Source organism: Streptomyces sp. NPDC096323 (assembly GCF_040302845.1).
Taxonomy (GTDB): Bacteria; Actinomycetota; Actinomycetes; order Streptomycetales; family Streptomycetaceae; genus Streptomyces.
This window is the reverse complement of sequence record NZ_JBEOSI010000001.1, coordinates 776,798-800,496: the sequence shown is the minus strand read 5'-3', so window position 1 is coordinate 800,496 and position 23,699 is coordinate 776,798. Positions and strand designations below refer to the sequence as shown.

General features: G+C 71.5%; 18 protein-coding genes. 14 read left to right on the top strand and 4 right to left on the bottom strand.

The genetic code is table 11. The annotated features are described in order from the left end of the window. Nucleotides 1-47: 47 nt before the first annotated feature. The 3 genes from ABTX18_RS03495 to ABTX18_RS03485 all read right to left on the bottom strand — a co-directional run bounded on the left by ABTX18_RS03495 (nt 48) and on the right by ABTX18_RS03485 (nt 4,137). Nucleotides 48-884 carry an aldo/keto reductase gene (locus ABTX18_RS03495; protein WP_352121051.1) on the bottom strand — a complete coding sequence of 279 codons (837 nt, stop codon included), beginning with the start codon at nt 882-884 and terminating at the stop codon, nt 48-50. Between the two features lie 205 nt (nt 885-1,089). After that, nucleotides 1,090-2,889, bottom strand: coding sequence for an AMP-dependent synthetase/ligase (locus ABTX18_RS03490; RefSeq protein WP_352121050.1), 1,800 nt, complete (start codon nt 2,887-2,889; stop codon nt 1,090-1,092). 345 nt (nt 2,890-3,234) lie between these two features. Beyond that, a complete protein-coding gene (locus ABTX18_RS03485; protein ID WP_352121049.1) occupies nt 3,235-4,137 on the bottom strand; it encodes a LysR substrate-binding domain-containing protein in 903 nt (300 codons plus the stop codon). A 115-nt stretch (nt 4,138-4,252) separates the two neighbouring features. Here ABTX18_RS03485 and ABTX18_RS03480 point away from each other — a divergent pair, with 115 nt between their 5' ends. Then, nucleotides 4,253-5,275: a bile acid:sodium symporter family protein gene (locus tag ABTX18_RS03480; protein WP_352121048.1), complete on the top strand. Its 1,023-nt coding sequence runs from the start codon at nt 4,253-4,255 to the stop codon at nt 5,273-5,275. Between the two features lie 24 nt (nt 5,276-5,299). Here the strand turns inward: ABTX18_RS03480 and fdhD are convergent, their stop codons facing one another. Then, a complete protein-coding gene (gene fdhD / locus ABTX18_RS03475; protein WP_352121047.1) occupies nt 5,300-6,148 on the bottom strand; it encodes a formate dehydrogenase accessory sulfurtransferase FdhD in 849 nt (282 codons plus the stop codon). Between the two features lie 254 nt (nt 6,149-6,402). Here fdhD and ABTX18_RS03470 point away from each other — a divergent pair, with 254 nt between their 5' ends. The 13 genes from ABTX18_RS03470 (at nt 6,403) to ABTX18_RS03410 (ending at nt 23,695) form a co-directional block, all read left to right on the top strand. After that, nucleotides 6,403-7,353 carry a beta-ketoacyl-ACP synthase III gene (locus ABTX18_RS03470; RefSeq protein WP_352121046.1) on the top strand — a complete coding sequence of 317 codons (951 nt, stop codon included), beginning with the start codon at nt 6,403-6,405 and terminating at the stop codon, nt 7,351-7,353. 149 nt (nt 7,354-7,502) lie between these two features. Further along, nucleotides 7,503-8,684 carry an ROK family transcriptional regulator gene (locus ABTX18_RS03465; RefSeq protein ID WP_352121045.1) on the top strand — a complete coding sequence of 394 codons (1,182 nt, stop codon included), beginning with the start codon at nt 7,503-7,505 and terminating at the stop codon, nt 8,682-8,684. A 228-nt stretch (nt 8,685-8,912) separates the two neighbouring features. Then, nucleotides 8,913-10,439 carry a sugar ABC transporter ATP-binding protein gene (locus ABTX18_RS03460; RefSeq protein ID WP_352121044.1) on the top strand — a complete coding sequence of 509 codons (1,527 nt, stop codon included), beginning with the start codon at nt 8,913-8,915 and terminating at the stop codon, nt 10,437-10,439. After that, the gene (locus tag ABTX18_RS03455) at nt 10,436-11,485 is read left to right on the top strand and encodes an ABC transporter permease (RefSeq protein WP_352121043.1); all 1,050 of its coding nucleotides are present in this window, start codon (nt 10,436-10,438) and stop codon (nt 11,483-11,485) included. The genes ABTX18_RS03460 and ABTX18_RS03455 overlap by 4 nt, the downstream gene beginning before the upstream one ends. A gap of 67 nt (nt 11,486-11,552) precedes the next feature. Next, nucleotides 11,553-12,593 (top strand): substrate-binding domain-containing protein, encoded by a 1,041-nt coding sequence (locus tag ABTX18_RS03450; protein WP_352121042.1) that lies wholly within the window; start codon nt 11,553-11,555, stop codon nt 12,591-12,593. A 68-nt stretch (nt 12,594-12,661) separates the two neighbouring features. Beyond that, nucleotides 12,662-13,900, top strand: coding sequence for a Gfo/Idh/MocA family protein (locus ABTX18_RS03445; protein ID WP_352121041.1), 1,239 nt, complete (start codon nt 12,662-12,664; stop codon nt 13,898-13,900). 12 nt (nt 13,901-13,912) lie between these two features. Further along, on the top strand, nt 13,913-14,917 hold the full coding sequence (locus ABTX18_RS03440; RefSeq protein WP_352121040.1) for a sugar phosphate isomerase/epimerase family protein: 1,005 nt from the start codon (nt 13,913-13,915) through the stop codon (nt 14,915-14,917). 444 nt (nt 14,918-15,361) lie between these two features. Next, the gene (locus ABTX18_RS03435) at nt 15,362-19,072 is read left to right on the top strand and encodes a ThuA domain-containing protein (protein ID WP_352121039.1); all 3,711 of its coding nucleotides are present in this window, start codon (nt 15,362-15,364) and stop codon (nt 19,070-19,072) included. Nucleotides 19,073-19,187: 115 nt separating this feature from the next. Further along, a complete protein-coding gene (locus ABTX18_RS03430; RefSeq protein WP_352121038.1) occupies nt 19,188-20,306 on the top strand; it encodes an inositol-3-phosphate synthase in 1,119 nt (372 codons plus the stop codon). Further along, complete coding sequence (locus ABTX18_RS03425) at nt 20,303-21,175, top strand: SCO3242 family prenyltransferase (protein ID WP_352121037.1); 873 nt, start codon at nt 20,303-20,305, stop codon at nt 21,173-21,175. The genes ABTX18_RS03430 and ABTX18_RS03425 overlap by 4 nt, the downstream gene beginning before the upstream one ends. 55 nt (nt 21,176-21,230) lie before the next feature. Then, the gene (locus tag ABTX18_RS03420) at nt 21,231-22,088 is read left to right on the top strand and encodes a sugar phosphate isomerase/epimerase family protein (RefSeq protein ID WP_352121036.1); all 858 of its coding nucleotides are present in this window, start codon (nt 21,231-21,233) and stop codon (nt 22,086-22,088) included. Between the two features lie 21 nt (nt 22,089-22,109). Continuing rightward, nucleotides 22,110-22,847 (top strand): EboA domain-containing protein, encoded by a 738-nt coding sequence (locus ABTX18_RS03415; protein WP_352121035.1) that lies wholly within the window; start codon nt 22,110-22,112, stop codon nt 22,845-22,847. Continuing rightward, a complete protein-coding gene (locus tag ABTX18_RS03410) occupies nt 22,847-23,695 on the top strand; it encodes a TatD family hydrolase (protein ID WP_352121034.1) in 849 nt (282 codons plus the stop codon). Before ABTX18_RS03415 ends, ABTX18_RS03410 begins: the two co-directional genes overlap by 1 nt. The last annotated feature ends 4 nt before the right edge of the window (nt 23,696-23,699 follow it).

Below are 23,699 nucleotides of genomic sequence, written 5' to 3'. Positions count from 1 at the left end.
CGGGCCGGGCGGCGGTCACAGGTGGGTCGGCGAGGGTACGTCGCGCCTCAGGCGCCGAGGTTGAACTCGCCCGGGTTCGGGCCGAGCCGCTTGCCCTCGTCCAGCGCCGCGAACGCGGCCAGGTCGTCGGCGTCCAGCTCGAAGTCGAACACGTCGATGTTCTCCGCGATCCGCGACGGCGTCACGGACTTGGGGATCACCACGTTGCCCGTCTGGAGGTGCCAGCGCAGCACCGCCTGGGCCGGTGTGCGGCCGTGCTTCTGCGCGACCGCGACGACCGTCGGGACCTCCAGGAGCCCCTTGCCCGAACCCAGCGGGGACCAGGCCTCGGTCGCGATGCCGTGCTGGGCGTGCAGCGCGCGCGACTCGGCCTGCTGGAGCTGCGGGTGCAGCTCGATCTGGTTGAGGGCCGGGACCACGGAGGTCTCGCCGAGCAGACGCTCCAGGTGCTCGGGGAGGAAGTTCGACACGCCGATGGCCTTCGCGCGGCCGTCGGCGTAGATCTTCTCGAAGGCCCGGTACGTGTCGACGTAGGCGTCCTTGGCCGGCACCGGCCAGTGGATCAGGTACAGGTCGACGTATTCGAGGCCCAGCTTGTCGAGGGAGGCGTCGAAGGCACGCAGCGCCGCGTCGTAACCCTGCTCCGTGTTCCACAGCTTCGTGGTGACGAAGAGCTCCTCGCGGGCGACACCGGAGGCCGCGATCGCCTTTCCGGTGCCCACCTCGTTCTGGTAGATCGCGGCGGTGTCGATGCTGCGGTACCCGGACTCGATGGCCGTGGCGACCGCCGTCTCGGCCTCGTCGTCCGGCACCTGCCAGACTCCGAAACCGAGCTGCGGCATCTCGACGCCGTTGTTGAGAGTGAGGGAGGGGACCTGGCTCACGAGCGGTCGATCCTAACGTTGTGGGGTTTGACTCCCAGGGTGAACGATCAAGACGGCCCGCACATTCCCGTTCGGCACCGTTTTCATCGGAACGGTACTCCCGGGACGTGCAGCCGGAGGGATACTCGCGCAGAGCCGCGCACACAGCCGGGGCGCAGAGCCTGGCCGGTACGCGCGAAGAGCCGCGCACACAGCCGGGTGCCCGTCAGCGGTAGAGCGCGTCGACCTCGGACGCGTACGCCGTCTCGATCGCCTTGCGTTTCAGCTTCAGCGAGGGCGTCAGCAGGCCGTGCTCCTCGGTGAACTGGTGGGCCAGGATCCGGAACGTACGGATCGACTCGGCCTGGGAGACCGCCGTGTTCGCGGCGACCACCGCGCGCCGGACCTCCATCTCCAGGTCCGGGTCCCGCACCAGCTCCCCCGGGGTCAGCGTCTGCCGTCCCTGCATCGCCAGCCAGTGCTCCACGGACTCCTGGTCGACGGTGACGAGCGCCGCGATGTACGGCCGGTCGTTGCCGACCACGATGCACTGCGCCACCAGTGGATGCGCCCGTACGCGCTCCTCGAGTCCGGCCGGCGAGACGCTCTTGCCACCGGACGTCACCAGGATCTCCTTCTTGCGCCCGGTGATCGTCAGATAGCCGTCCTCGTCCAGCGCGCCCAGGTCGCCGGTGGCCAGCCAGCCGTCGTTGAGCACGGCGGCGGTGGCCTTCGGGTCGCCCAGGTAGCCGCCGAACACGTTGGCGCCGTACACCCAGATCTCGCCGTCGTCGGCGATGTGCACGCTCGTGCCGGGGATCGGCTGCCCCACCGTGCCGTACCGGGTGCGCTCCGGGGGGTTGGCGGTGGCCGCGGCCGTCGTCTCGGTCAGCCCGTAGCCCTCGTACACGGTGACGCCCGCGCCCGCGAAGAACAGCCCGAGCTGCCGCTCCATCCCCGAGCCGCCGGACATGGCGTGCCGGATCCGGCCGCCCATCGCCTCGCGCACCTTCTTGTAGACGACCTTGTCGAAGAACTGGTGCTGCATCCGCAGCCCGGCGGACGGACCGGGGCCGGTGCCGAAGGCCCGCGCCTCCATCGCCTCCGCGTACTTGACAGCGATGTCAACGGCCTTGTCGAAGGGCCCGACCCTGCCTTCCGCCTCGGCCTTGCGGCGGGCGCCGTTGAAGACCTTCTCGAAGATGTACGGCACCGCCAGGATGAACGTGGGACGGAACGACACCAGGTCCGGCATCAGCGCCTTCGCGGAGAGCTCCGGCTGGTGGCCCAGCTTCACCCGGCCGCGGATCGCGGTGACCTCCACCATCCGCCCGAACACGTGCGCCAGCGGCAGGAAGAGCAGCGTCGCCGCCTCGTCGCCCGGCTTGGAGTGGAAGACCGACTCCCAGCGGGACGCCATCGTCTCCGTCTCGAACATGAAGTTGGCGTGTGTGATCACACAGCCCTTCGGGCGTCCCGTCGTGCCCGAGGTGTAGATGAGGGTGGCGACCGACTCGGGCGTCACCGCGCGCCGGTGCCGGTGCACGACCTCGTCCTCGATGGGAGCGCCGGCCTCCGTCAGCTCGGTCACCGCGCCGGCGTCCAGCTGCCACAGCCGCTTCAGGTGCGGCAGCCGGTCGATCACCGACGCGACCGTCATCGCGTGGTCCTCGTGCTCGACCATGATCGCCGAGACCTCGGCGTCGTGCAGCATCCACAGGACCTGCTCGGCCGACGAGGTCGGGTACACCGGCACGGACTGGGCGCCCACCGTCCACAGGGCGAAGTCGAAGAGGGTCCACTCGTAGCGGGTACGGGACATCAGAGCGACCCGGTCGCCGAACCGCACCCCGTGCGCGATCAGCCCCTTGGCCAGCGCCAGCACCTCGTCGCGGAACGTCGCCGAGGTGACATCCCGCCAGCGTCCGTCCGCGTCCTTCCGGCCGAGAGCGACCCGGTGGGGATCCTCCTCGGCGTAGTCGAACACGACATCGGCGAGCCCGCCTACGTGGGGCGCGGCCGCCATGGGTGGGACAGTGAACTCACGCAATGACCTGCTCCTTGTGGCGCTCCGCACAGCGCCGTGACGCTACCCCACCGGGCGTCGCCGCGGGAGTGCCGCGAACGGACGGCACCGGGTGCCGTCCGCACTGGTCAGGTGGTGAAATCCGGCCAGATGGGCAAGGCCCGGGCGCGCTTCCGACCGTGGAGTAAGTGGCTCGCGCGGGAATCTCCACGGAATCTGTACGTCACGGGCACGCGCTCGCGTACGGGCACGGGCGACCGGCCCGCGGCGGCCGTCCGCGCGCCCACGCCGGGCCGCTGCCGCAAGCCGCCACGGTCGCGTTCATTCTCCCCTCCCCGCCCTCCGTCATGCGCGCCCCTGATCACCGACCACGCCGATCCCGCCGCTCGGGCGGACCAGCCGCTCACCGCCCGTCAGGATCGCCGCGGCCAGCGCGTCCGCGGCCGGCTGGGCGTCGCCCCGGCGCCGGCCGTGCAGCAGGACGAAGTCCACGTCACCGAGGTCCGGCAGCCCCGCCCTGGCCTCCACCGTCACCAGCCCCGGCGGGACCAGACCGCGGCTGTGCGCCATCACGCCGAGCCCCGCGTGCGCGGCCGCGATCAGCCCGCTGAGGCTGCCGCTCGTGCACGCGACCCGCCATGAGCGGCCCTGTTCCTCCAGGACCTCCAGGGCGCGGGCCCGGGTGATGCCCGGCGGCGGGAAGAGGATCAGCGGCACCGGCCGGTCCGGGTCGACCCGGAGCCCCGGCGCACCGATCCAGATCAGCGCGTCGTGCCGGACCAGCTCCCCGTGGGTGTCGCCGGTCCGACGCTTGGCGAGCACCAGGTCGAGACGGCCCGCCGCCAGCCGCTGGTGCAGCGTCCCCGACAGCTCGACGGTCAGCTCCAGCTCGACCTCCGGATGGTCGCGGCGGAACGCCTGCAGGATCTCCGGCAACCGGGTCAGCACGAAGTCCTCCGAGGCCCCGAAGCGCAGCCGTCCACGCAGCCGGGTGCCGGCGAAGAACGCCGACGCCCGCTCGTGCGCCTCCAGGATCGTCCGTGCGAAGCCGAGCATCGCCTCGCCGTCCACCGTGAGGTCGACCCGGTGCGTGTCCCGGTTGAACAGCCGGCGTCCGGTCGCGTCCTCCAGCCGCCGCACGTGCTGGCTCACCGTGGACTGCCGCACGCCGAGCCGGCGGGCGGCAGCGGTGAAGCTGAGGGTCTGGGCGACGGCGAGGAAGGTGCGCAGCTGCGTCGGGTCGTACATGGCGGGAGGCTATCGCGATCCATGATCGCAGTCAGAGCGGTATACGGGATTCCCGATGTCAGGGGCCGGGAGCAGGATGGGGACGCACGACCGGAACGAGAGAAGACGTGGAGACATGAGCCGCCGCACCCTGCCGTTGCCGTCCTGGCTGCCGATCGACCCGTACATCATGGCGTTGGTCGGCACCGTCGTCCTCGCGGCCCTGCTGCCGGCCTCCGGCGCCGCCGCCGACGTGGCGAGCGGGGCCTCCACCGGGGCGGTCGCGTTCCTGTTCTTCCTCTACGGCGCCCGGCTGTCCACCGCCCAGGCCGTCGAAGGGCTCAAGCACTGGCGCCTCCACCTCACCGTCCTGGCCTGCACGTTCGTCGCGTTCCCGCTGCTGGGCCTGGCGAGCGGAGGGCTCGTGCCGTACGTGCTGACGCCTCAGCTGCAGAGCGGCTTCCTCTTCCTCTGCCTCGTCCCCTCGACCATCCAGTCGTCCATCGCCTTCACCTCGATCGCCCGCGGCAACGTGCCCGCCGCGATCTGCGCGGGCTCGTTCTCCTCGATCGCCGGCATCTTCGTCACCCCGCTGCTCGCGGCGGCGCTCCTCGGCAACAGCGGCGGCGGCTTCTCCGTGGACGCCCTGCTGAGGATCGGCGTCCAGCTGCTGCTGCCGTTCGTCGCCGGACAGCTGCTGCGCCGCTGGATCGGCGGCTTCCTGGCACGCCACAAGAAGGTTCTGGGGCTGGTCGACCGGGGTTCGATCCTGCTGGTCGTCTACACCGCGTTCAGCGAGGGCATGGTGGCCGGCATCTGGCACCAGGTCACCCCCGCGCGGCTCGGAGCGCTGCTCGCCGCCGAGGCGGTGCTGCTCGCGCTGATGCTGGCGGTGAGCTGGTACGGGGCGAAGCGGCTCGGCTTCGGGCGCGAGGACCGCGTCGCCATCCAGTTCGCCGGCTCCAAGAAGAGCCTCGCCTCGGGACTGCCGATGGCGAGCGTCCTGTTCGGCGCGCAGGCGAGCCTCGCCGTTCTGCCGCTGATGCTCTTCCACCAGATGCAGCTCATGGTGTGTGCGGTGATCGCGAAGCGGCGTGCCCGGGACCTCCTGGAGGCGCCGGACCGTGCGGTGGCGCGGGAGAGTGCCGCCGTGGGCTGAGAGGCGGGGCCCGGCCCGCGCCTCTCAGCCCTGGTCGGCCGTCGCCTCCAGGGCGATGCGGTGCTCTCCCGCGTACACGTTCATGGAAGGACCCCGCAGGAAGCCGACCAGGGTGAGGCCGGTCTCGGCCGCCAGGTCGACCGCGAGGGACGACGGCGCGGAGACGGCCGCCAGCATCGGGATGCCGGCCATCACCGCCTTCTGCGCGAGCTCGAACGAGGCCCGGCCCGAGACCAGCAGGACCGACCGGGACAGCGGCAGCCGGCCGTCGGTCAGGGCCCGGCCGACCAGCTTGTCGACCGCGTTGTGCCGGCCGACGTCCTCCCGTACGTCGATCAGCTCGCCCGTCTCGGAGAACAGCGCCGCCGCGTGCAGACCTCCGGTCCGGTCGAACACCCGCTGCGAGGCGCGCAACCGGTCGGGGAGGGCCGCCAGCAGCTCCGGGGCGACGCGGACGGGGGGAGTGTCGGCGACCGGGTGTCGGGTCGTGGTGCGTACCGCGTCCAGGCTGGCCTTGCCGCACAGACCGCAGGAGGACGTCGTGTAGACGTTGCGCTCCAGCGTGATGTCGGGGACCACGACGCCCGGCGCGAGCCGCACGTCCACCACGTTGTACGTGTTCACCCCCTCGGCGCTCGCCCCGGCGCAGTACACGATCGACTGCACCTCGGCGCCGTCACCGATCACGCCCTCGCTCACCAGGAAGCCGGCCGCGAGAGCGAAGTCGTCGCCCGGAGTGCGCATCGTGATGGCGAGCGGCTTGCCGTTCAGCCGGATCTCCAGGGGCTCCTCGGCGACGAGGGTGTCCGGGCGGGCGGAGACGACCCCGTCCCGGATGCGGATGGTGCGGCGGCGCTCGGTGACCCGTCCCATGACAGTCAGACCCGATTTCTGTACGTAGCGACCTCAACGCTGTCATTGTCCCGTACACCCGGCGCGGCGCTGCAGCCGATCCCGGGCGTCACCATCGGCGTAACCCCGATGACGTTGTGTGAGCCAGGAGGGCGAGGCTGTCGTCAAGCCTCCAACCTCCGGCCGCTATTCCTGTGGGATCACGTGCCCCTGTACCGGGCGGTAGCGACCAAGACTGGATGGTTCCTGCCATAAGTAGCGAGGGGAACCTGAATATGACCGGCTCACGTGTCGTGGCGCTCGGCCACTATCAGCCCGCCAAGGTGCTCACGAACCACGATCTGGCGGCGATGGTCGACACCAGCGACGAGTGGATCACCAGCCGCGTCGGCATCAAGACCCGGCACCTCGGCGGCCCCGACGAGCCGGTGGACGAGCTGGCGGCGCACGCGGCGGCCAAGGCGCTCGCCGCTGCCGGTCTGCAGGCGGGCGACATCGACCTGGTCCTGGTCGCTACCTCCACCGCGATCGACCGCTCGCCGAGCATGTCGGCCCGGGTCGCCGCGCGCCTGGGCATGTCCTCGCCCGCGGTCATGGACATCAACGTGGTCTGTTCCGGTTTCACCCACGCCCTCGCCACCGCCGACCACGCCATCCGGGCCGGCGCCGCCACCCGCGCGCTCGTGATCGGCGCCGACAAGATGGGTGACATCGTCGACTGGACCGACCGGTCCAGCTGCGTGCTGATGGGCGACGGCGCTGGCGCCGCGGTCGTGGTCGCCGACTCCGGGACGGACGGCGGGCCCGGCATCGGACCCGTGCTGTGGGGCTCGGTTCCGGAGATGGGCGATGCGGTACGGATCGAGGGCACGCCGCCGCGCTTCGCCCAGGAGGGGCAGTCCGTCTACCGCTGGGCCACCACCCAGCTGCCGCCCATCGCACGCAAGGTGTGCGAGAAGGCGGGAATCACCCCCGAGGACCTCGCGGCCGTCGTGCTGCACCAGGCCAATCTGAGGATCATCGAACCCGTCGCCCGCAAGATCGGCGCGGTCAACGCGGTGATCGCCCGGGACGTGGTGGACTCCGGCAACACCTCCGCGGCCTCGATCCCGATGGCGCTGTCCAAGCTGGTGGAGCGCGGCGAGGTCGCCTCCGGCGCTCCGGCGCTGCTGTTCGGCTTCGGCGGCAACCTCAGCTACGCGGGACAGGTGGTCCGCTGTCCCTGAGGGACAGCCGCGGTCGCCCTTTGTCCTCAGGATGGAGAAAGTTGCGACGGATTCCTGCGCAACTTCTTCCCACTCCCGGCAACCGCTGCTACGTTCCCCTCCAAAGCCCGACGGACTGGCCGTGTGGCGGGGAGGGGCGCGTGAGACGAATGACGGCACGACCCGCGAATGCGCATCAGGCGCGACTGCTCCGGCTGTTGCGCGACGGCGGGCCCAACTCACGGGCACAGCTGGGGGATCTCGTCGATCTCTCCCGCTCCAAGCTCGCCGTCGAGGTGGACAGACTGCTGGAGACCGGCCTTGTCGTGGCCGACGGACTCGCCGCGTCCCGCGGCGGGCGTCGCTCGCACAACATCCGGCTCGCCCCGGCCCTGCGCTTCCTCGGCGTCGACATCGGCGCCACATCCGTCGATGTGGCGGTCACCAACGCGGAGCTGGAGGTCCTGGGCCACCTCAACCACCCCATGGACGTACGCGAAGGACCCGTCGCCATCTTCGAGCAGGTGCTGTCCATGGCGGCCAAGCTCCGGGCCTCCGGGCTCGCCGAGGGGTTCGACGGCGCGGGCATCGGCGTACCGGGACCGGTCCGCTTCCCCGAGGGCATCCCGGTCGCACCGCCGATCATGCCCGGCTGGGACGGCTTCCCGGTCCGCGAGGCGCTCAGCCAGGAACTGGGCTGCCCCGTTATGGTCGACAACGACGTGAACCTGATGGCGATGGGGGAGCAGCACGCGGGCGTCGCCCGCTCCGTGGCCGACTTCCTCTGCGTCAAGATCGGTACCGGCATCGGCTGCGGCATCGTCGTCGGCGGCGAAGTACACCGCGGTACGACGGGCAGCGCCGGCGACATCGGCCACATCCAGGTCGAACCCGACGGCCGCCCCTGCGCCTGCGGCAACCGGGGCTGCCTGGAAGCACACTTCAGCGGCGCCGCACTGGCCCGCGACGCCGAGGACGCGGCACGCGCCGGCCTGTCCCCGGAGCTCGCGGCCCGGCTGGAGGCGTCCGGAAAACTCACCGCCGTCGACGTCGCCGCCGCAGCGGCCGCCGGCGACGCCACCTCGCTCGACCTGATCCGCGAAGGCGGCAACAAGGTCGGACAGGTCATCGCGGGACTCGTCAGCTTCTTCAACCCCGGTCTGGTGGTGATCGGCGGCGGGGTGACGGGACTCGGCCACACGCTGCTGGCCAGCGTCCGGACCCAGGTCTACCGGCAGTCACTGCCGCTGGCCACCGGAAACCTCCCGATCGTGCTGGGCGAGCTCGGACCCGCCGCCGGAATCATCGGCGCCGCCAGGCTCATCAGCGACCACCTCTTCTCACCCGCCTGATCCTTCTCCCGCCGTACCCCTTACCCGCACACTCCGCCACACCTCATACCCACCCTCCACCGGCCCGCTCGCCACGCAGCCCGCCGGCCATCAAGACACCGCCCCGCGCCCCGGGCCGTGCTCCTGGGAACACCCGGGACCGCACTGCGCCCTGCCCGCTCACCGGCCCTTCCCCCTGCTTCCGGACTCGCCCGCGCAGGGAAACCCCATCAGCCGAGGGGATTCGTCATGGCTCCAGAACCACCGCTGCTCACCATGTCCGGCATCACCAAGTCCTTCCCCGGCGTGCGCGCCCTCGACGGCGTGGACCTGGAGGTCCAGGCCGGCGAAGTCCACTGCCTCCTCGGCCAGAACGGCGCCGGAAAGTCCACCCTCATCAAGGTGCTCGCCGGGGCCCACCAGCCCGACGACGGCCAGATCACCTGGTGCGGCGCACCCGCCGTGCTCAAGTCGCCGATCACCGCGATGCGTCTGGGGATCGCCACCATCTACCAGGAACTCGACCTGGTCGAGGGCCTGTCGGTCGCCGAGAACGTCTTCCTGGGCCACGAGCCCACGAGCGCCGGCTTCGTCGTCCGCACCCGCGACGGCCGCACCGCCGCCGCCGCCCTGCTGAAGCGGCTCGGCCACCCGGAGATCGATCCGGCCCGCGAGGTCGGCACACTCTCCGCGGCCCAGCAGCAGATCGTCTCGATGGCCCGGGCCCTCTCCCACGACGTCCGCCTCATCGTGATGGACGAGCCCTCCGCCGCCCTCGACCCCGACGAGGTCGACAACCTGTTCAGGATCGTCGCCTCGCTGACCGCCGACGGGGTCGCCGTCGTCTACATCTCGCACCGGCTGGAGGAGATCCGCCGGATCGGAGACCGGGTGACCGTCCTCAAGGACGGCCGCGCCGTGGCCGTCGGACTCCCCGCCGAGTCCACCCCGACCCGGGACATCGTGGCCCTGATGACCGGCCGCAACGTCGAGTACGTCTTCCCTCCCCGCACCGCGGCAACCCCTGGGAACGCGCGCAGCGCCCCGGTCCTCACCGTCGAAGGACTCACCAGGAAGGGCGAGTTCGCCCCGGTCGACCTCGAACTGAGGCCGGGCGAGATCGTCGGCCTCGCCGGACTCGTCGGCTCGGGACGCTCCGAGATCCTGGAGACCATCTACGGCGCCCGCAAGGCCACCGCAGGACGGGTCACCGTCGCGGGAAAGCCCCTGCGGCCCGGCAGCGTACGCGCCGCCGTCGCCGCCGGCATCGGCCTCGCCCCCGAAGAACGCAAGGCGCAGGCGCTGCTGATGCTCGAGTCCGTCACCCGCAATGTCTCCGTCTCCTCCATGTCCCGTTTCTCCAAGGCGGGTTGGGTCGACCGGGGAGCCGAACGCTCGGCGGCCCGCGCCGCCACCCGTGAACTCTCCCTGCGCCCGGACAACCCGGACACCCCCGTCCGCACCCTCTCCGGCGGCAACCAGCAGAAGGCCGTCCTCGCCCGCTGGCTGCTGCGCGGCTGCCGGGTGCTGCTCCTCGACGAACCGACGCGCGGGGTGGACGTCGGCGCCCGCGCCGAGCTCTACGCCGTGATCCGCCGGCTGGCCGACGAAGGCCTCGCCGTCCTGCTCGTCTCCAGTGAAGTGCCCGAAGTCCTGGGCCTCGCCGACCGGGTGCTGGTCCTGCGTGAGGGCCGCGTCGTCCACACAGCGGACGCCGGGGAGCTCGACGAACATCGTGTACTCGACCTCGTGATGGAAGGGAGCCCGACGTCATGACGCAGCCCGTCTCATCGGCGCAGCAGAGCGGGCCGGACAAGGGCCCCGCGCCCGCGTCCGCCCCCGCGTCCCCGAAGAAGGACGGATCCCCGCGCACCTTCGGGCTGCGCGTGGACGTCCGCAGCCTCTCGCTGCTCGGCGTCCTCGCCGTACTGATAGCCGTCGGCGGGATCACCGAACCCGACGCGTTCCTGGACACCGGGAACCTCCAGCTCATCCTGACGCAGGCGTCCGTCATCGGCGTCGTCACCGTCGGCATGACCTTCGTCATCATCAGCGGCGGCATCGATCTGTCCGTGGGCGCCATGGTCGCCCTCGCCTCGGTCTGGGCGACGACGCTCGCCACCCAGGACTTCGGCTTCGGGGGCATCCTCCTCACCGCCGTCCTGGTCGGACTCGGCGCCGGCCTCGTCAACGGTGTGCTCATCGCGTACGGCCGGCTGGTGCCGTTCATCGCGACGCTGGCGATGCTCGCCTCCGCCCGCGGACTGGCCCTCTACATCACCGACGGCAAGACGCAGATCGTCACCGTCACGTCGGTCCTCGACCTGGGCCTGCCCGACGCGTACGTGCTCGGCATCCCGCCGCTGGTCCTGATGTTCGCCGCGGTCACCGTCGTCGGCTGGCTGGTGCTGAACCGCACGACCTTCGGCCGCCGCACGGTCGCCGTCGGCGGCAACGCGGAAGCGGCCAGGCTGGCGGGCATCGACGTACGCCGGCAGCGGCTCTACCTCTACCTGCTGTCCGGACTCTGCTGCGGCATCGCCGCGTTCATGCTGATCATCCTGGCCGGCTCCGGCCAGAACACCAACGGCAATCTGTACGAGCTCGACGCCATCGCCGCCGCGATCATCGGCGGCACCCTGCTCAGCGGCGGCCGCGGCACCATCGTCGGCTCCGTCCTGGGCGTCCTCGTCTTCACCACGATCACCAACATCTTCGCGCTCAACAACCTGCAGAGCGATGTCCAGCAGATCGCCAAGGGCGCGATCATCGTCGCCGCCGTCCTCGTCCAGAGCCGGACGTCGGCCCACCGCGAGACCTGATCCCCGGTCTCCTCCCGCTCGCCCCCTGTTCCATCCCACGCCGTAATGGACGAAGGGTTTGACAGCCATGCCAGAAACCAGCCGCAGAGGACTGCTCTTCGGTACCGCCGCAGTCTCCGCGGGCGCGCTCCTGACCGCCTGCACCAGCAACGAGCCCAAGGAGAAGAACACCGCCGCGCAGAGCAACGCGCCCGCCGCGGACGACAAGCCGGGCAAGCCCGTCACCATCGGCTTCGCGGGACCGCAGGCCGACCACGGCTGGCTCAACGCGATCAACGAGAACGCCAGGTCGCGGGCGAAGAAGTACTCCGAGGTGACCCTGGAGACCACCGAGGGCTCCAACGACACCGCCACGCAGATCGGCCAGGTCAAGACCCTCATCAACAAGAAGGTCGACGTCCTCGTCATCCTCCCGGCCGACGGCAAGGCCCTCACCCAGGTCGGCCTGGAGGCCATGCGGGCGGGCATCCCCGTCATCAACCTGGACCGCATCTTCGCCTCCCCGCAGGCCTACCGCTGCTGGGTCGGCGGCGACAACTACGGCATGGGACTCAACGCCGGCACGTACATCGGCGAACAGCTGAAGGACAAGCCGGACGCCAAGGTCGTCGAGCTCGCCGGCATCGACAGCCTGGAACTCACCAAGCAGCGCAGCCAGGGCTTCGCCGACGCGCTGAAGAACTACTCCAACATCAAGCTGGTGGCCCGTCAGGCGGCCGACTTCACCGTCGAGTCCGGCCAGGCGAAGATGTCGCAGCTCCTTCAGGCGCAGAAGCAGTTCGACGCCCTGTGGAACCACGACGACGACCAGGGCGTGGGCGCGCTCCGCGCCATCCAGCAGGCCGGCCGGGACGAGTTCCTGATGGTCGGCGGCGCAGGGGCCAAGACCGCCATGGACGCCATCAAGGCCGACAACAGCGTGCTCAAGGCCACCGTTCTCTACCCGCCGACGATGGCGGCATCGGCCATCGACCTGGCCCGGGCGCTCGGCCAGGCCAAGGGAGTGGCCGGCCTCGCCGAGCTGGAGATCCCGACCAATCTCACCCTGTACTCGGCCGTGGTCACCAAGGAGAACATCGACCAGTACCTGCCGACGGGCTTCAGCTGAGCCGACCCGCGGGAGGGCGACGGCCCTCCCGCCGCATCCACCGAAACACCGACGAAGGGGAAGCCCGGATGGCCCGCAGGGAAGAGACGGAGCAGGAGGCGGCCGCGCCGCCGACGCACCTGCCGATGGCGAGCGCACCGGCGCTCGGGGTCGGCATGGTCGGATACGCGTTCATGGGCGCCGCCCACTCGCAGGGGTGGCGCACCGCGGGCCATGTCTTCGAGCTGCCGATGAGGCCGGTGCTCGCCGCGATCTGCGGGCGCGACCGGACGGCGGTCGAGGCCGCCGCCGGCCGGCACGGCTGGGCGGTGGCGGAGACCGACTGGCGGGCCCTGATCGCCCGGGACGACGTCCAGCTCGTCGACATCTGCACCCCCGGCGACAGCCATGCGGAGATCGCCATCGCGGCCCTGGAGGCGGGCAAGCACGTGCTGTGCGAGAAGCCGCTCGCCAACACGGTCGCGGAGGCGGAGGCCATGACCGAGGCGGCCGCGCGGGCCGCCGCCCGCGGTCAGGTCGCGATGGTCGGCTTCAACTACCGCAAGGTGCCCGCCCTCACCTACGCCCGCACGCTCATCGCCGAGGGCCGGATCGGCACCCTGCGGCACGTGCGGGCCACCTACCTCCAGGACTGGCTGGTCGACCCCGCCTCCCCGCTCACCTGGCGGTTGAAGAAGGACCAGGCGGGCTCCGGCGCGCTCGGCGACCTCGGCGCGCACATCGTGGACCTCGCCCAGTACCTGGCGGGGGAGCTGCTGGTGGGGGTGTCCGCGGTGACGGAGACCTTCGTCCGCGAACGACCGCTGCCCGGCGGCCGCTCGGGGGGCCTGGGCGGTGTCGCGGCGGGCACGGAGTCCGGCGCGGTCACGGTGGACGACGCGGCGCTGTTCACCGGCCGGCTCGCCTCGGGCGCCCTGGCCTCGTTCGAGGCGACCAGGATGGCGGCGGGGCGCAAGAACGCGCTGCGCCTGGAGATCAACGGGGAGCTCGGCTCGCTCGCCTTCGATCTGGAGCGCCTCAACGAACTGTCCTTCCACGACCACACCGAACCCGCCACCACGGCCGGCTTCCGGCGCATCCTGGTCACCGAGCCCGAGCACCCGTACCTGGAGGCCTGGTGGCCGCCGGGGCACGCGCTCGGCTACGAGCACACGTTCATCCACCAGGCCCGTGACGCGGTGCGCACGATCGCCGAAGGGACGCCGCCCGTACCGTCGTTCGCCGACGGACTGCAGGTGCAGCGGGTGCTGGCGGCGGTGGAGGAGAGCGCCGCGAAGAACTCCGTCTTCACTCCCGTACAGATCTAGGAGGTCCTGCGCATGCCCCGTCCCTTCACCCTCTTCACCGGTCAGTGGGCCGATCTTCCCCTGGAGGACGTCTGCCGGTACGCCCGTGACTTCGGCTACGACGGTCTCGAACTGGCCTGCTGGGGGGACCACTTCGAGGTCGACAAGGCCCTGGCCGACCCCGGCTACCTGGACAGCCGGCACCAACTGCTCGACAAGTACGGACTGAAGTGCTGGGCGGTCTCCAACCACCTGGTCGGCCAGGCCGTGTGCGACAGCCCGATCGACGAGCGCCACCAGGGCATCCTGCCCGCCCGGATCTGGGGCGACGGGGAGCCCGAGGGGGTGCGCCGCCGGGCCGCCCAGGAGATCAAGGACACCGCGCGGGCGGCCGCGGCCTTCGGTGTGGACACGGTCATCGGCTTCACCGGCTCGTCGATCTGGCACCTGGTCGCGATGTTCCCGCCCGTCCCGCCGCACATGATCGAGCGGGGGTACGAGGACTTCGCTGAGCGCTGGAACCCGATCCTCGACGTCTTCGACGCGGAGGGCGTGCGGTTCGCCCACGAGGTCCATCCCAGCGAGATCGCGTACGACTACTGGACGACGCACCGCGCGCTGGAGGCGGTGGACCACCGGGCGGCGTTCGGGCTGAACTTCGACCCGAGCCACTTCGTCTGGCAGGACCTGGACCCGGTGGGCTTCCTGTACGACTTCCGGGACCGGATCTACCACGTGGACTGCAAGGAGGCCCGCAAGCGCCTGGACGGCCGCAACGGCCGGCTCGGCTCGCACCTGCCGTGGGGCGATCCGCGGCGCGGCTGGGACTTCGTCTCGGCGGGCCACGGGGACGTGCCCTGGGAGGACGTGTTCCGGATGCTGCGGTCCATCGGGTACGAGGGTCCGGTGTCCGTGGAGTGGGAGGACGCCGGCATGGACCGGCTGGCGGGGGCGCCGGAGGCGCTCGCGTCGCTGAAGCGGTTCGATTTCGACGCGCCGAGCGCGTCGTTCGACGCGGCGTTCGGCGGCAACGACTGAGGGGTCCGGGGGGGGGGGGGGCGGGGGGGCGGGGCCCCCGTCCCTCCGCCATCTGCCACCTCCCCCGCCCGCGCGGGCGCGCCCCCCGGGCCGCGGCCCCCCCCCCCCCCCGCGCGCCGGCCCCCCCCCCCCCCCCCCCCACCCCCGCTCCTCATGGCCGGAGAGGCTTGATCGTGCCCCGCGGCACCCGCACACGCCGCCGGGCCGCTCCGTCCTGCCCGCACACCGCTTTGTCCTGGTCAAGGAAAAAGTTCAACAACTCTGCCGCACAAGGGCTTTCCGTCCCGGACGAACAGGTCTACCGTCCTAGACATGTCCCTGACATAACTGACCGTCATATCTCCGTCACCGGCGTCGCACAGGCCCCGGCTGACCTGCGCGGCAGTCCCCGCGCGAACGGCACGGCATCACCGCCCGCACAACCGGCACTTCTCCGGAGGACACGTGCACAGAACCCGCAGCGGAAGCCGAACCAGGCTCCGCCTCCGTAAATCCCTCGCCCTGTTCACCGGCGGTCTCCTGGCCGCCGCCACCCTCAGCCTGAGCGCAGGCACGGCGGTCGCCCACGAGGAGCCCGCGCCGGCCGCGGCCGCCGAGGACTTCCAGCAGGTCACCCTCGCCAAGGGAGCCGCCGAGACCGGCGAGCCCATGTCGCTGGCCGTGCTCCCCGACCGCAGCGTGCTGCACACCTCGCGCAGCGGCGAGCTGCGCATCACCGACAGCGCGGGCAACACCAAGGTCTCCGGTGTCATCCCGGTCTACTCGCACGACGAGGAAGGCCTCCAGGGCATCGGCGTCGACCCGGACTTCAGCGAGAACCGGGCGATCTACCTCTACTACGCGCCCCCGCTGGACACCCCGTCGGGCGACGCCCCCGAGACCGGCACCGCCGCGGACTTCGCCCCGTTCGACGGGGTCAACCGCCTCTCCCGCTTCGTCCTGAACGAGGACGGCACGCTGGACCTCGGCAGCGAGAAGAAGGTCCTCGACGTCAAGACGTCCCGCGGCATGTGCTGCCACGTCGGCGGTGACATCGACTTCGACGCCGACGGCAACCTGTACCTGTCGACCGGTGACGACACCAACCCCTTCGCCTCCGACGGGTTCAGCCCCATCGACGAGCGCCCCGACCGCAACCCGGCGTTCGACGCCCGCCGCTCCGCCGGCAACAGCAACGACCTGCGCGGCAAGATCCTCCGTATCAAGGTCGCCGACGACGGTTCGTACACCGTCCCGGACGGCAACCTCTTCGCGCCGGGGACGGACAGGACCCGCCCCGAGATCTACGCGATGGGCTTCCGCAACCCGTTCCGCTTCTCCGTCGACAAGGCCACCGGCATCGTCTACGTGGGCGACTATGGGCCGGACGCCGGCGCGGCCGACCCCAAGCGCGGGCCGGCCGGACAGGTCGAGTTCGCCCGGGTCACGAAGGCCGGAAACTTCGGCTGGCCGTACTGCACCGGCGCCAACGACCCTTATATGGACTACGACTTCGCCACCAAGACCTCCGGCGCCGCCTTCGACTGCGCGGCCCCGAAGAACACCTCGCCGCACAACACCGGCCTCGTCGACCTGCCCCCGGCCCAGGCCGCCTGGATCCCGTACGACGGCGCGTCCGTCCCGGAGTTCGGCAACGGCTCGGAGTCCCCGATGGGCGGACCGGTCTACCACTACGACGCGGACCTCGACTCGCCCGTGAAGTTCCCCGAGGCCTACGACGGCGACTTCTTCGCCGGTGAGTTCGGCCGCCAGTGGATCAAGCGGATCGAGCAGGACGCCGACGGCAAGGTGCAGTCGATCAACGACATCCCGTGGTCGGGCACCCAGATCATGGACATGGCCTTCGGCCCGGACGGAGCTCTGTACGTCCTCGACTACGGGCTCTCCTGGTTCGGCGGCGACGAGCACTCCGCCCTCTACCGCATCGAGAACGCCACGGGGGGGCGCTCACCGATCGCCGAGGCCGCGGTCAACAAGACGTCGGGCATCGCGCCCCTGAGGGTGCAGTTCTCCTCCGCCGGCACCACCGACGGTGACGGCGACGCCCTCACGTACGCCTGGGACTTCGGCGACGGCGGGACGTCGACGGCCGCGAACCCCTCGTACACGTACAAGAAGAACGGCACCTACATCGCCACCGTCACCGCCAAGGACCCCTCCGGGCGTACCGGATCGGCCAGCGTGCACGTGACCGTCGGCAACACGGCCCCGACGGTGAAGCTGGAACTCCCCGGCGACGGGCAGCTGTTCACCTTCGGTGACGACATTCCGTTCAAGGTGACCGTCACCGATCCCGAGGACGGCACGATCGACTGCTCGAAGGTCGAGGTCCGCTTCGTCCTCGGACACGACAGCCACGGCCACCCCATCACCACGGCGAACGGCTGCACCGGCACCATCAAGACCGAGATGGACGGCGGGCACGACCCGAACGCCAACATCTTCGGGGTCATCGACGCCTCGTACACCGACGGCGGGGGCGGCGGCCAGGCCGCGCTGTCCGGCCATGACCAGTCGCAGCTCCAGCCGCGCCACCGCCAGGCCGAGCACTTCAACGACTCGTCCGGCATCGACACCTTCGACAAGGCGAACGCCGAGGGCGGCAAGACCGTCGGCAACATCGACAACGACGACTGGATCTCCTTCAAGCCGTACATCCTCGGCGACTCCACCAAGCTCACCGCCCGGATCTCCTCCGGCGGCGCGGGCGGCTTCCTCGAAGTGCGCACCGGCTCGCCGACCGGGAAGATCCTCGGCTCCGCACCGGTGCCGGTGACCGGCGGCTGGGAGACCTTCCAGGACATCGACGTCCCCCTGCGCGGCGCTCCGAAGAAGGCCACCGAACTGTTCCTGGTGTTCAAGGGCGGCGCGGGCGCGCTCTACGACATCGACGACTTCGAGCTCTCCAACACCCCGCCCGACAAGACGGCCAAGCGCGTCCTGGTCTTCTCCAAGACCGCCGGCTTCCGCCACGACGCGATCCCCGAGGGCATCGCCGCACTGAAGGAACTCGGCAAGGGCAGCAACATCACGGTCGACGCGACCGAGGAGGCGGGCCAGTTCACCACCTCCAACCTCGCCCGCTACGACGCCGTCGTCTTCATGTCGACGACCGGTGACGTCCTCAATGCCGACCAGCAGAAGGCCTTCGAGAACTACATCGCCACCGGCGGCGGCTACATGGGCGTCCACGCCGCGGCCGACACCGAGTACGACTGGGCGTTCTACGGCGGACTCGTCGGCGCCTACTTCTCCGGCCACCCCGCCATCCAGCCCGTCACCGTCCGCGTCGAGGACCACAAGCACCCGGCCACCGCCCACCTGGGCGACGAGTGGCAGCGGACCGACGAGCTGTACAACTACCGCACCAACCCGCGCGACAAGGTGAAGGTCCTCGCCACGCTCGACGAGACCACCTACACCGGCGGCACCATGAAGGGCGATCACCCGATCACCTGGTGCCAGGCCTACGAGGGCGGCCGCTCCTTCTACACCGGCCTCGGCCACACCAAGGAGTCGTACGCCGACGCGGACTTCCGGCAGCTCCTCCTCGGCGGCGTGCGGTACGCCGCCGGCCAGGTCAAGGGCGACTGCAAGCCCGCCACCGGCTACCGGTCGCTCTTCAACGGCAAGACGCTCGAAGGCTGGAAGCAGGCAGGGCCCGGCAAGTTCAACGTCGTCGACGGCGAACTGCGCTCCGAAGGCGGCATGGGCCTGCTCACCTACCAGGCCAAGGAGCTGAAGTCTTACTCCCTGAAGCTCGACTGGAAGATGGCGGGCGACGACAACTCCGGCGTCTTCGTCGGCTTCCCGGAGTCCGACGACCCCTGGTCCGCGGTGAACAACGGCTACGAGGTCCAGATCGACGCCTCCGACGCCACCGACCGCACCACCGGCTCCGTCTACACCTTCAAGGCGGCCGACATCAAGGCACGCGACCAGGTGCTCAGGCCGCCCGGCCAGTGGAACAGCTACGAGATCAAGGTCCAGGGTGAACGGCTCCAGATCTTCCTCAACGGAGTGAAGATCAACGACTTCACCAACACCGACCCGGTCCGCAGCCTCAAGGACGGCTACATCGGCCTCCAGAACCACGGGGCCGACGACCAGGTGTCCTTCCGCAACATCCAGCTGAAGGAACTGCCCTCCGCGTAGGGCGGTCAACCGGCCCGGCGGCGGGCGGGGCAGCACGCCCCGCCCGCCGCCCTCCCTCTCCCGTACAGCGCCATCGGATCAGCCCAGCCAGGACCCCCAGCCAGGGAGGCAGCTCGTGTCAGCACACGCCGTTCGTACCGGAGTCTGGTTCATCGGAGCACGCGGCTCCGTCGCCACCACCGCCACGGCGGGATGCGCAGCGGTCGCGGCAGGCCTCCACCCGGCGGCCGGCATGGTCACCGAGACCGCCCCGTTCGCCGACAGCGGCCTGCCCCCCGTCACCTCCCTCGTCTTCGGCGGCCACGACACCCTGGACTGCCCCCTCCCCAAACGGGCCGAGGCACTGGCCGCCGGAGGAGTGCTGCCCCACGGACTCCCCTCGGCCGTACGCTCCGAACTCGCCGCCGCAGACGCCGAGATACGCATCGGCGGGCCCCTTCACGGCGACACCCGCACCGACGAGGAACTCATCGCCGCCTTCACCGCGGACCTCACGGACTTCGGCCGCCGCAACGGCCTGGCCAGGACCGTCGTCGTCAACGTCTCCTCCACCGAACCGGCGCCCGCTCCCGACGCCGTACGGCTGCCCGCCAGTGCGCTCTACGCCGCCGCCGCGCTCCGGGCCGGCTGTTCGTACGTGAACTTCACCCCCTCCACCGGGCTGCGCGCCCCCGCCCTCCAGGACGCCCTCGCGGCCTCCGGGCTGCCGCACGCGGGCCGCGACGGCAAGACGGGGCAGACCCTGCTGCGCTCGGTGCTCGCCCCGATGTTCGTCCAGCGCGCCCTGCCCGTACGCGCCTGGTCCGGCACCAATCTGCTGGGCGGCGGGGACGGGGCCGCGCTCGCCGACCCGGCCGCCGCCGCGGCCAAGAACGCCGGCAAGGAACGCGTCCTCGCGGACACGCTCGGCGCCGCCCCCGAGGGCGAGGTCCACATCGACGACGTCCCGGCGCTCGGCGACTGGAAGACCGCCTGGGACCACATCGCGTTCGACGGGTTCCTCGGAGCCCGCATGGTCCTCCAGACCATTTGGCAGGGCTGCGACTCAGCCCTCGCCGCGCCCCTCGTGCTCGACCTGGCCCGGCTGCTGGCCCGCGCGCACGAGACGGGACTGAGCGGCCCGCGACCCGAACTCGGCTTCTACTTCAAGGACCCGGACGGCGGACCCGCCGCGCTTTCTGAGCAGTACCTCGCCCTGCTCGCCTTCGCCGAGCGACTGCGGGGGGACAAGTGACGGTACGCGCCTGGGCGGAACTGCTCAGGATCTCCGCACTGTTCACCGTCCCGGGCGACGCCCTCGCGGGCGCCGCTGCCGCCGGCCGCCGCCCCGGCCGCTCCACCGCCCTGGCCGTCGGCGCCTCCCTCTGCCTGTACGAGGCGGGCATGGCCCTCAACGACTGGGCCGACCGCGACGAGGACGCCGTCGACCGCCCGCACCGGCCCATCCCCTCGGGCCGGATCAGCCCCCGCGCCGCGCTCACCGCGGCCGGCGCCCTGACCGGGGCGGGCCTCGCGCTCGCCGCCGGTGCGGGCCGCCCGGCCCTCACTGTGGCCGCCGGCCTCGCGGCCACGGTCTGGGCGTACGACCTGCGCCTGAAGCACACCCCGGCCGGCCCGGCGGCGATGGCGGCGGCGCGGGGACTGGACCTGCTGCTGGGAGCGGCGGCGACCACGCCCGGGTCCGCCGCCGCATCGGCCCGGGCCGCGCTGCCCGCCGCCGCCCTGCTCGGCGCGCACACCTACGCGGTCACCACCGTCTCGCGCCACGAAGCACAGGGCGGCTCCACCACCGCACCGCTGGCAGCCCTCGCGGCGGTCGCCGGGATCGGGGGAGCGACGGTGCGCACCACAAGCGGCAGGGCCCGCACGACCTCCCTCCTCCTCACGGGCGCCTACCTCCGCACCGCCGCCCGCCCCCTCGTCCACGCCGCGCTCAACCCGTCGCCGCCCCTCACCCAGCGCGCCGTCGGCAGCGGCATCCGGGCGATGATCCCGCTCCAGGCCGCCCTCGCCGCCCGCGCCGGAGCGGCCGGTTCCGCGCTCGCCGTCATGGGCCTCGTCCCGCTCGCCCGCGCCCTCTCCCGGAAGGTGAGCCCCACATGACCCCGTCCTGGGCCTCGCCCCGCTCGCTCGCCCTCTCCCGGAAGGGGAGCCCGGCATGACCCTCCGCCTCGGTTACGGAACCAACGGGCTCACCGACCTCCGCCTGGACGACGCCCTCGGGCTCCTCGCCGACCTCGGCTACGACGGCGTCGGCCTGACCCTCGACCACATGCACCTCGACCCGATGGCCCCGGACCTCGCAGCCCGCACCCGCCGGGTCGCGGCCCGCCTCCAGCAGCTCGGGCTCGGCGTCACCGTGGAGACCGGGGCCCGCTACGTCCTGGACCCGCGCCGCAAGCACGGCCCCTCGCTCCTGGACCCGGACCCCGACGCCCGCGCGGCCAGGACCGCCCTGCTCGTCCGGGCCGTCGACGTGGCCGCGGACCTCGGCGCGCACGCCGTGCACTGCTTCAGCGGCGTCACCCCGCCGGACACCGCACCCGATACCGCATGGCAGCGGCTCACCGGCGCCCTCGCCCCGGTCCTCGACGCCGCGGAACGGGCCGGGGTGCCCCTCGCGATCGAGCCCGAGCCCGGACACCTCCTCGCCAACCTCGCCGACTTCCACCACCTCAGGGTGCTGAGCGGCGACCCGGCACCGCTCGGGCTCACCCTCGACATCGGCCACTGCCAGTGCCTGGAGCCCGCGCTGCCCGTCGACTGCGTACGCGACGCGGCCCCCTGGCTCCGCCACGTACAGATCGAGGACATGCGCCGCGGCGTCCACGAACACCTCCCCTTCGGCGACGGCGAGATCGACTTCCCGCCCGTCCTCGCCGCACTCGACGCGCTCGGCGACAACGGCTACGCCGGGCTCACCGTCGTCGAACTGCCCCGCCACTCCCACGCGGGCCCCGAACACGCCCAAAGCTCACTCGACTTCCTGAACAAGCACCGCCCGTCGACCCACTGAGCCCGCCGAAGGGAGCCCTTCATGCCGCCCACCCCACTCCTGTCCCGCAAGGAACTCGACACCCTGCTCGGCGGAGCCGCGCGCGCCTGGCTCGACGAAGCCCTCGCCGAGGCGGCCCACGCCGCCACCCACCAGGACGGCGAACCCTCCGGCAGCGCCTACGCCGTACCGCCGTGGGAGCTGCGCTACGCCGCCGCCGGCCGGCACTGCGGACTCGCCCACGCCGACTCCGTACGCGCCCTGCTGCTCATCGAGGCCGGCGCCGGACTGCCCGCCGTGACGCGACTCTACGAACAGGGCACCGCCGCCGAACGCCGCGCAGTCCTCCTCACCCTGCCCGTACTGGACCTCGGCCCGGCCGCCCTGCCGCTCGTCGAGGACGCCCTGCGCACCAACGACACCACGCTGATCGCCGCGGCCGTCGGCCCCTACGCCGGCGCCCACCTCGACCCGCACCACTGGCGCCACGCCGTCCTCAAGTGCCTGTTCACCGGCGTCCCCGTCGAGGCCGTCGGCGACCTGGCGCGAAGAGCGCGCGGGGACTCCGAACTCGCCAGGATGCTCGGCGACTTCGCTGCCGAACGCATCGCGGCCCGCCGCCCCGTCCCCGCCGGACTCCACCACGTACTCGCCCTCACGGCACCCGGCCCGGGGCCTGCATCGACGACGCCGCCGGGCCGCCCTTCGGGCGACGACGGGGAACTCGGTACAGGCCCCGCCGCACCCACGGTCCCCACGGCCCCGACGCAGGAGTCCTGATGCGCATCTTCGACCCCCACATCCACATGACCTCCCGCACCACGGACGACTACCAGGCGATGTACGACGCCGGGGTCCGCGCCCTCGTCGAACCCTCCTTCTGGCTGGGCCAGCCCCGCACCTCACCCGCCAGCTTCTTCGACTACTTCGACGCCCTGCTCGGCTGGGAACCCTTCCGCGCCGCGCAGTACGGCATCGCCCACCACTGCACACTCGCCCTCAACCCCAAAGAGGCGAACGACCCCCGCTGCACCCCCGTCCTCGACGCCCTGCCCCGCTACCTCGTCAAGGACTCCGTCGTCGCCGTCGGCGAGATCGGCTACGACTCGATGACCCCGGCCGAGGACCACGCGCTGGCCGCCCAGCTCCAACTCGCCGCCGACCACGGCCTGCCCGCCCTCGTGCACACCCCGCACCGCGACAAGCTCACCGGCCTGCGCCGCACGATCGACGTCGTACACGAGTCGGACCTCGCCCCCGAGGCGGTGCTGCTCGACCACCTCAACGAGACGACCGTGCAGGACGCCCTCGACAGCGGCTGCTGGGCCGGCTTCTCCATCTACCCCGACACCAAGATGGACGAGGACCGCATGGTCGCCCTCCTCCGAGTCCACGGCACCGAGCGGATCCTCGTCAACTCCGCAGCGGACTGGGGCAGAAGCGACCCCCTGAAGACCCGCAAGGTCGGCGACGCGATGCTCGCCGCCGGCTTCACCGACGACGACGTCGACCAGGTCCTCTGGCGCAACCCCGTCGCCTTCTACGGACGCAGCGGCCGCCTCCACCTCGACACCACCGGCCCCGAACCGCTCCACGAGGGCAACTCCATCCTGCGCGGCGGGGAGTGAGGCC

What these genes read in the sequence shown, in the direction of transcription:
- ABTX18_RS03490 (WP_352121050.1), bottom strand. Translation starts at nt 2,889, where the DNA reads ATGGCGGCCGCGCCCCACGTAGGCGGGCTCGCCGATGTCGTGTTCGAC.
- ABTX18_RS03485 (WP_352121049.1), bottom strand. Translation starts at nt 4,137, where the DNA reads ATGTACGACCCGACGCAGCTGCGCACCTTCCTCGCCGTCGCCCAGACC.
- ABTX18_RS03480 (WP_352121048.1), top strand. Translation starts at nt 4,253, where the DNA reads ATGAGCCGCCGCACCCTGCCGTTGCCGTCCTGGCTGCCGATCGACCCG.
- fdhD (WP_352121047.1), bottom strand. Translation starts at nt 6,148, where the DNA reads ATGGGACGGGTCACCGAGCGCCGCCGCACCATCCGCATCCGGGACGGG.
- ABTX18_RS03470 (WP_352121046.1), top strand. Translation starts at nt 6,403, where the DNA reads ATGACCGGCTCACGTGTCGTGGCGCTCGGCCACTATCAGCCCGCCAAG.
- ABTX18_RS03465 (WP_352121045.1), top strand. Translation starts at nt 7,503, where the DNA reads ATGACGGCACGACCCGCGAATGCGCATCAGGCGCGACTGCTCCGGCTG.
- ABTX18_RS03460 (WP_352121044.1), top strand. Translation starts at nt 8,913, where the DNA reads ATGGCTCCAGAACCACCGCTGCTCACCATGTCCGGCATCACCAAGTCC.
- ABTX18_RS03455 (WP_352121043.1), top strand. Translation starts at nt 10,436, where the DNA reads ATGACGCAGCCCGTCTCATCGGCGCAGCAGAGCGGGCCGGACAAGGGC.
- ABTX18_RS03450 (WP_352121042.1), top strand. Translation starts at nt 11,553, where the DNA reads ATGCCAGAAACCAGCCGCAGAGGACTGCTCTTCGGTACCGCCGCAGTC.
- ABTX18_RS03445 (WP_352121041.1), top strand. Translation starts at nt 12,662, where the DNA reads ATGGCCCGCAGGGAAGAGACGGAGCAGGAGGCGGCCGCGCCGCCGACG.
- ABTX18_RS03440 (WP_352121040.1), top strand. Translation starts at nt 13,913, where the DNA reads ATGCCCCGTCCCTTCACCCTCTTCACCGGTCAGTGGGCCGATCTTCCC.
- ABTX18_RS03420 (WP_352121036.1), top strand. Translation starts at nt 21,231, where the DNA reads ATGACCCTCCGCCTCGGTTACGGAACCAACGGGCTCACCGACCTCCGC.
- ABTX18_RS03415 (WP_352121035.1), top strand. Translation starts at nt 22,110, where the DNA reads ATGCCGCCCACCCCACTCCTGTCCCGCAAGGAACTCGACACCCTGCTC.
- ABTX18_RS03410 (WP_352121034.1), top strand. Translation starts at nt 22,847, where the DNA reads ATGCGCATCTTCGACCCCCACATCCACATGACCTCCCGCACCACGGAC.